Raw genomic sequence first — 6,397 nt, 5'->3', positions numbered from 1 at the left:
CCGCTTCGGGAACGTAAGGGTATCGCTGCAGTTGTCCTGTCGCCAGGTAAAAGTACGTCTTGAGCTTGCCGATCCACCAGGGAATACCACTGAGTTCCAGCAGATACTGCCGCCAATTCTGGGGCTTGCCATCCTCTAGCTCCGGGTCCTTGCCGGGAATTTGCGTGTAGCGATGATGCCACGTGTGGTAGTAGCGGTAAAAGGTACTGTTATAAAACGACAGCAACCCTGCAAACCAAGCAACACCGTCGTTGATTTTGGGGCTGGCAAAAGCCGTGCGATGGACGCATTCGTGCAACGCCGCAAACATGGTCGCCAAACTGGTTCCGTAAACCACCAACGCAGGCAGGGCAACCCACCAGCGCCATCCCATCTGGGTCCACCACAGACTCCCACTGACCCCCATAACTGCTAGGTGCATCAGTAATTGCACCCATCCCGCCCGGTCGGAGCGCACATGGAGTTGCTTGAGCACTTCTGCTGGAATCAGACGGTGGGGATCACATGGCCACGCTTCCACAGTACGATTGGCTGACATACCCGCCATAAAAGCCCCTTGGAGTCAACATATTCCCCGGTAATTTTAGACAAACATTGCCGTTGCCATCGTATCCTAGGCAACCCTTTAGCAGTCCAGGGTTGTTTCTCGTTCCCAGGGAGTAATCTGGCGGCTGTACTCCTGCCATTGCTGTTTTTTCAACTTCACGTAAGCATCAACGAAAGCATCCCCCAAAGCCGCCCGAAACATGGCACTGCGATCCAAATGTTCCAGCGCTTCTATTAGGGACGTAGGCAGAGTCGGCAATCCGGGAATCGGGTCGGTGTAGGTATTGTTGTCGCAACGAGTACCAGGGTGACGCTGGTGACAAATCCCATCCAGCCCCGCTGCAATCAGACCCGCCGCCAGGAGATAGGGGTTAGCCGCACCATCAGCCAAACGCAACTCAAACCGACCCGGCTCAGGGATGCGAATCAGGTGGGTGCGGTTGTTGCCGCTGTAGCTAATCGTGGCAGGTGCCCAGGTGGCCCCCGAAGCCGTAGGCGGCGCATGGAGACGGCGATAGGAATTCACCGTCGGGTTGGTCAGGGCACACAACGCCGGAGCATGGTACAGCACCCCGCCGATAAAGTAATACGCCAGCGACGAGAGACCCAGTTCCCCTTTGGCATCGGCAAACAAATTGGTTGTCCCGGTCACATCCCAAACCGACAGATGGGTATGGCAACCATTGCCCGTCAGATGGGGAAATGGCTTGGGCATGAACGTCGCCCGATAGCCGTGCCGTTCCGCAATGCTTTTCACCATGTATTTGAAAAAGGCATGACGGTCGGCGGTAACCAGCGCATCGTCAAATAACCAATTCATTTCAAACTGCCCGTTAGCATCCTCGTGGTCGCTCTGGTAGGGATGCCAACCCAGCTTTTGCATCCCATCGCAGATACCCCGAATCACCGCAAAACGACGCATCAGGCTTTGCTGGTCGTAGCACGGCTTGGCTTGGCAATCCTGCCCATCGGAAATGGCCCACTCCGTAGGGGATAGGAGCATAAACTCACATTCCACCCCCGTCTTGACCCGGAAACCCAGGCGTTCTGCCTGCGCCAACACCTTTTTCAGCACCCAGCGTGGTGTTTGTTCCAAAGGCTCCCCGTTGGCCTGAATCAAATCCGCAGGCATCCACCCCACCTCTGGTTGCCAAGGTAATTGGAATAGGCGCTGGCGATCCGGCTGGGCAAACACATCCGCATCCGCAGGGGTCAAATCCAACCACGTAGCAAATCCCGCAAAACCTGCCTGCCCATCGGCCATGCGGTCAATTGCTGAAGCAGGCACCAACTTGGAGCGCTGCGTGCCAAACAAATCCGTAAATGAGATCAGGAAATAATCAATACCCTGGCTGCGGGCAAGTTCTGAAAGTACCGGCATCATTAGAATTACTAGGGTTATGGAGTCAGTTTAGGCACTCAACCCCGGCAAAAGTGTCATCTCAGATACGAAAGTCCCAACTATCGTGATCAGGGAGAATACAGCCACCTGGCGGAAGCGCTCCATCTGCTCTGGAGAAAAGTTGCTCACCCCAATGGCGCGGATCTTTCCTTCCTGGAGTAGGCGGCCGAAAAAGGCAGCCGTCTCCTCCAGGGGCTCCAAGGGATCCGGCCAATGCACCTGGTAGATGTCGATCACATCCGTCTGCAGGCGGCGAAGGGAGTTTTCCAGATCCTGAGCTAGCCAACTTAGGCTGCAGTTGCGCACCACCTTGCCGTTTATCCACTGCAGGCCGGCCTTGGTGGCGATCGCCACTCGATCCCGGCAGCCGGCATCCCGGATGGCCCGTCCCAAAAGCTCTTCCGAAAGGCCGCGGCCGTAGGCCGGAGCCGTGTCAAAGAGGGTAATCCCTAGGTCAATGGCCTTGCGGAGGGTGGCATAGGCCTCCTGGGGATCCGCCGGCCCCCACCAATCCCCGGTCATGCTCCAGGTGCCCAACCCCACGCGGCTCAGCCGGAGCCCCGTCTTGGCAAGTGTAACAAACTCCATGGCAACTTCTGCAAAGGATCCCGTTTCAGGATGCTAACAGGCGCCAGGGGAGGACAAAGCCGGTTGCGCAGACAACCCACGTGCCTAGCTGCTGGTGGAAAAAGAGTCCGGGCTTTTGCCTCTACTTTCCTAACTAGAGGCTCAGTAGAGTGGGGATTGAAAAATTCACATCGGCATGGCTCTATGAAGTCCATTTTCCGTCTCTGCCTGGGCGGCGTTGTAATCTGGGGATTCCTGCCTTCTGCCCAGGCGCAGGGGGTCACCCCGCTTTTCCCAGAAACTCCACTGCCCCCCAGCCAAGATATTCCCACCTTGCCCATCGTGCCGGATCCCCGGCCTGTGCCGCCCACACCTACCCCGCGACGACCGCTGCCCAGGGGGAGCTTTGAGGAAATTAGTCGATACTTCCGCGATCTCAACCGAGCTAAGAACCTGGCCCGCCAAGCGGCCGAGATTGCCAACGGGGGCTTGCAGCGCTACCGCGCCGAGGCTTCCATGCACGGGGCAGCCATCGACGCGCCGTTTGAAGAGTTTGAAGACGCCTGGGTCTTCACCTTCCGCGGCGGCAAGCCCGGCTTCGTCCAGCCCAGCATCGAAACCCAGGTGCGGGTGGATCGGCGCACCTTCCAGACCACCATCCTCTACAACGGCCCCATCCGCTCTCGGCCCTAAGGAAGCCCTGGGATCCCTGGCATAATCAGAAGAGGGCAAGGGATCGGGGGTATGGCCAAGTTTGTCTTCATCACCGGCGGAGTCGTCTCCAGCATTGGCAAGGGGATCGTGGCAGCCAGCTTGGGGCGTCTGCTCAAGTCCCGCAACTACACCGTGTCGATTTTGAAGCTGGATCCCTACATCAATGTGGATCCCGGCACCATGAGCCCCTACCAGCATGGGGAAGTGTTCGTCACCGACGATGGCGCCGAGACCGACTTGGACTTGGGCCACTACGAGCGCTTCACCGACACCAACATGTCTAAGCTCAACAACGTCACCACCGGCGCCATCTACCAGGCGGTGATCTCCAAGGAGCGGCGGGGGGATTACCAAGGCAGCACGGTGCAGGTGATCCCCCATGTTACCCAGGAGATCAAAGAGCGCATCCGGCGGGTGGCCCGCGAGACCAACCCCGACGTGGTGCTGGTGGAGGTGGGGGGCACGGTGGGGGATATCGAGTCTCTGCCCTTTTTGGAGGCCATCCGCCAATTTCGCAAAGATGTGGGCCGGGCCAATGTGGCCTATGTGCATGTTACCCTGGTGCCTCTCATCAAGGCGGCGGGGGAAATGAAAACTAAGCCTACCCAGCACTCGGTCAAGGAGCTGCGCTCGATTGGCATTCAGCCGGACGTGCTGGTGTGCCGCTGTGAACAGCCTCTGCCGCGCGCCATCAAGGAGAAGATCTCCGAGTTCTGTGACGTGCCGGTGGAATGTGTCATCCAGGCCCAGGATGCCCCCAGCATCTACGATGTGCCCTTGGTGCTGGAGCAGGAAGGGTTGGCGCAGCGGGTTTTGCAGATCCTCAACCTGGAGCCGCAGCAGCCGGATCTGCGCGAGTGGGAGCTCCTGGTACAGCGGCTGCACCACCCGCAAGAGCAGGTGGAGATTGCCATTGTCGGCAAATACGTGCGCTTGACAGACGCCTACCTCTCGGTAGCGGAAGCCCTGCGCCATGCGGGCCTGGCTCTCAATGCCGGCGTTACTTTGCGCTGGATCTCTTCTGAGGAAGTCGAGGAGCGGGGGCCAGAAGCCCTGCTGGCCGATGTAGACGGCGTGGTGGTGCCGGGTGGGTTTGGCAGCCGCGGCATCGAGGGCAAGGTGGCCACCATTCGCTACGTGCGCGAGCGGGGCATTCCCTTTCTGGGACTGTGCCTGGGCATGCAGTGTGCGGTGATCGACTGGGGATGCAACATTGCCGGCCTGGAGCGGGCCAACAGCTATGAGTTCGATCCCGACACCCCCCACCCCGTCATCAGCCTGTTGCCAGAGCAAAAAGATGTGGAACATTTGGGGGGAACCCTACGCCTGGGCCTCTACCCCTGCCGCATTCTGCCCGACACCCTGGCGGCCAAGCTCTACGGTGAGACAATTGTTTATGAGCGCCACCGCCATCGCTATGAGTTCAACAACGCCTACCGCAGCCTATTCCTCGAGTCCGGCTACGTGATTAGTGGTGTCTCGCCCGATAACCGCCTGGTGGAAATTATCGAGCTGCCCAGCCACCCCTTTTTCATCGCCACCCAATTCCATCCCGAGTTTCGCTCCCGCCCCAACCGTCCCCATCCCCTCTTTTTGGGGCTGATCGAGGCTGCTTTGCGCAGCCGTTCCCGGCCGCAAGCCCTGCAGTTGCAGAACACAGGCTAGGGCATTGGGGTTAATTCAAGAGTTGTCGTTTCTAGCGCGCTATGCCCCGCCACCGAAAAAAGTCGGATTTGCCCAGCAAAATCTGTCTCACCTGCGGCAGGCCCTTCACCTGGCGCAAGAAGTGGGCCGACTGTTGGTCAGAGGTGAAATACTGTTCTGAGCGGTGTCGCAACCGTCGCCCCAAGGGATCTCTTCCAGCTAACGGTTAGGGCAGATAATGGGATCCCGGACGCAGGGGGGAAGGGTTGTCGATGCGGTTTCTCAAGTGGCTGTTGCACAATCCTCACGAAACCGAAGAGGAGGATCCCTTTTTGCGGGCCATCACCCGCATCGAAAGCCTGATCTCGAAGCTGCTTTCCATCTTGATGATCGGCCTGATTGTGGTGGCCGTGGTGGATTTGGCCCGCTTCCTGGTGGCCGATCTGCTGCGGGAGCCAACCGGGTTTTTCTCCACTACTTTGATCGAGATTTTCGGCCTTTTTTTGAATATCCTGATCGCGCTGGAGATTCTGGAGAACATTACCGCCTACTTGCAAAAGCAGGTGGTGCAGGTGGAGCTGGTGATTGTTACCTCTTTGATCGCGGTGGCGCGCAAGATCATTATTTTTGATTTTGAGAAGCTGGGGGGTCTAGATCTCATTGGGCTGGCAGCGGCAACGCTAGCCCTCTCCGTTAGCTACTGGCTGGTGCGGCGGGCCAAACCCCCATTCCGGTCGGGGGATGAGTAAGGCCGGACGGATCCTGGTAGGATAGGGGCGGAGCTTTCTGGCAAGAAACGTGCGCGTGCCCTCTGGCATCACCCACCTGTTCAAGCTGGCTTTGCTGGCAGTGCTGCTTTGGGTGGGATCCGGCGTTGTTTCGGCTCTGGCCCGCCCGCATTCTTCTTACGATTTGCTCCTGGCACAACAGTTGGGCAAAACCGTGAAAACCTACAACAGTCCTCCCCCCATGGTGATCGACCCGGCCAAGTCCTACACGGCCACGCTGGAGACCACCGCCGGCACGATGGTTTTGGAGCTGTTCCCGCAGGAAGCTCCCCTTGCCGTCAACAATTTTGTCTTTTTGGCCCGGGATCACTTCTACGATGGCGTCATCTTTCACCGTGTCATTCGGGGCTTCATGATTCAGGGCGGGGATCCCACCGGCACGGGGCGAGGCGGGCCGGGGTACCGCTTTCCCGATGAGCCGGTGCAGCGCCCCTACACGCGAGGAACCTTGGCCATGGCCAATGCCGGCCCCAACACCAACGGCAGCCAGTTTTTTATCATGCATGCCGACTATCCCCTGCCGCCCAACTACACCATCTTTGGGCAACTAATCGAGGGGGAGGACGTGTTGGATAAAATTGCTACTGCACCCACCGGCCCGCAGGATCGTCCCCTCAAGCCGGTGGAGATCAAGTCTGTTCGCATCTCGGAATCGAACTAGGTTGGGCCAATCCGGCAAAACAGTTTGGTTAAATTAACTTGGCCTCTGGCCCCATTTTTGCAACTTGCTCTATGG

8 protein-coding genes are annotated in these 6,397 nt (G+C 58.5%); 4 read left to right on the top strand and 4 right to left on the bottom strand.

Annotated elements, in window-relative coordinates:
• The 3 genes from SYN60AY4M2_RS00930 to SYN60AY4M2_RS00920 form a co-directional block, all read right to left on the bottom strand.
• On the bottom strand, positions 1–373 hold a 373-nt coding region (locus SYN60AY4M2_RS00930), incomplete at its 3' end, for a fatty acid desaturase (protein WP_240527659.1).
• A gap of 252 nt (positions 374–625) precedes the next feature.
• Complete coding sequence (gene glnT, locus SYN60AY4M2_RS00925; RefSeq protein ID WP_206336886.1) at positions 626–1,927, bottom strand: type III glutamate--ammonia ligase; 1,302 nt, start codon at positions 1,925–1,927, stop codon at positions 626–628.
• 30 nt (positions 1,928–1,957) lie between these two features.
• A complete protein-coding gene (locus SYN60AY4M2_RS00920) occupies positions 1,958–2,536 on the bottom strand; it encodes an aldo/keto reductase (protein ID WP_240527658.1) in 579 nt (192 codons plus the stop codon).
• A gap of 183 nt (positions 2,537–2,719) precedes the next feature.
• Between SYN60AY4M2_RS00920 and SYN60AY4M2_RS00915 the strand changes: the two genes are divergently transcribed.
• Together SYN60AY4M2_RS00915 and SYN60AY4M2_RS00910 are read left to right on the top strand one after the other, a co-directional pair.
• The gene (locus SYN60AY4M2_RS00915; protein ID WP_240527657.1) at positions 2,720–3,208 is read left to right on the top strand and encodes a hypothetical protein; all 489 of its coding nucleotides are present in this window, start codon (positions 2,720–2,722) and stop codon (positions 3,206–3,208) included.
• A 51-nt stretch (positions 3,209–3,259) separates the two neighbouring features.
• Entirely contained in the window at positions 3,260–4,894 is a 1,635-nt protein-coding gene (locus SYN60AY4M2_RS00910; RefSeq protein ID WP_099812106.1) for a CTP synthase, read from the top strand.
• Between the two features lie 31 nt (positions 4,895–4,925).
• Here SYN60AY4M2_RS00910 and SYN60AY4M2_RS14695 read toward each other — a convergent pair whose 3' ends face one another.
• The gene (locus SYN60AY4M2_RS14695) at positions 4,926–5,078 is read right to left on the bottom strand and encodes a hypothetical protein (protein WP_011430325.1); all 153 of its coding nucleotides are present in this window, start codon (positions 5,076–5,078) and stop codon (positions 4,926–4,928) included.
• Positions 5,079–5,145: 67 nt separating this feature from the next.
• Here SYN60AY4M2_RS14695 and SYN60AY4M2_RS00900 point away from each other — a divergent pair, with 67 nt between their 5' ends.
• Positions 5,146–5,622 carry a phosphate-starvation-inducible PsiE family protein gene (locus tag SYN60AY4M2_RS00900; protein WP_011430326.1) on the top strand — a complete coding sequence of 159 codons (477 nt, stop codon included), beginning with the start codon at positions 5,146–5,148 and terminating at the stop codon, positions 5,620–5,622.
• A 220-nt stretch (positions 5,623–5,842) separates the two neighbouring features.
• The gene (locus SYN60AY4M2_RS00895; protein ID WP_011430327.1) at positions 5,843–6,322 is read left to right on the top strand and encodes a peptidylprolyl isomerase; all 480 of its coding nucleotides are present in this window, start codon (positions 5,843–5,845) and stop codon (positions 6,320–6,322) included.
• Positions 6,323–6,397: the final 75 nt, after the last annotated feature.

The organism is Synechococcus sp. 60AY4M2, from assembly GCF_002760375.1.
Classification (GTDB): domain Bacteria; phylum Cyanobacteriota; class Cyanobacteriia; order Thermostichales; family Thermostichaceae; genus Thermostichus.
The sequence above is the reverse complement of the archived record's forward strand: the minus strand, read 5'-3'. Positions and strand labels throughout refer to the sequence as shown.

What these genes read in the sequence shown, in the direction of transcription:
- glnT (WP_206336886.1), bottom strand. Translation starts at nt 1,927, where the DNA reads ATGCCGGTACTTTCAGAACTTGCCCGCAGCCAGGGTATTGATTATTTC.
- SYN60AY4M2_RS00895 (WP_011430327.1), top strand. Translation starts at nt 5,843, where the DNA reads ATGGTGATCGACCCGGCCAAGTCCTACACGGCCACGCTGGAGACCACC.
- SYN60AY4M2_RS00915 (WP_240527657.1), top strand. Translation starts at nt 2,720, where the DNA reads ATGAAGTCCATTTTCCGTCTCTGCCTGGGCGGCGTTGTAATCTGGGGA.
- SYN60AY4M2_RS00910 (WP_099812106.1), top strand. Translation starts at nt 3,260, where the DNA reads ATGGCCAAGTTTGTCTTCATCACCGGCGGAGTCGTCTCCAGCATTGGC.
- SYN60AY4M2_RS00900 (WP_011430326.1), top strand. Translation starts at nt 5,146, where the DNA reads ATGCGGTTTCTCAAGTGGCTGTTGCACAATCCTCACGAAACCGAAGAG.
- SYN60AY4M2_RS00920 (WP_240527658.1), bottom strand. Translation starts at nt 2,536, where the DNA reads ATGGAGTTTGTTACACTTGCCAAGACGGGGCTCCGGCTGAGCCGCGTG.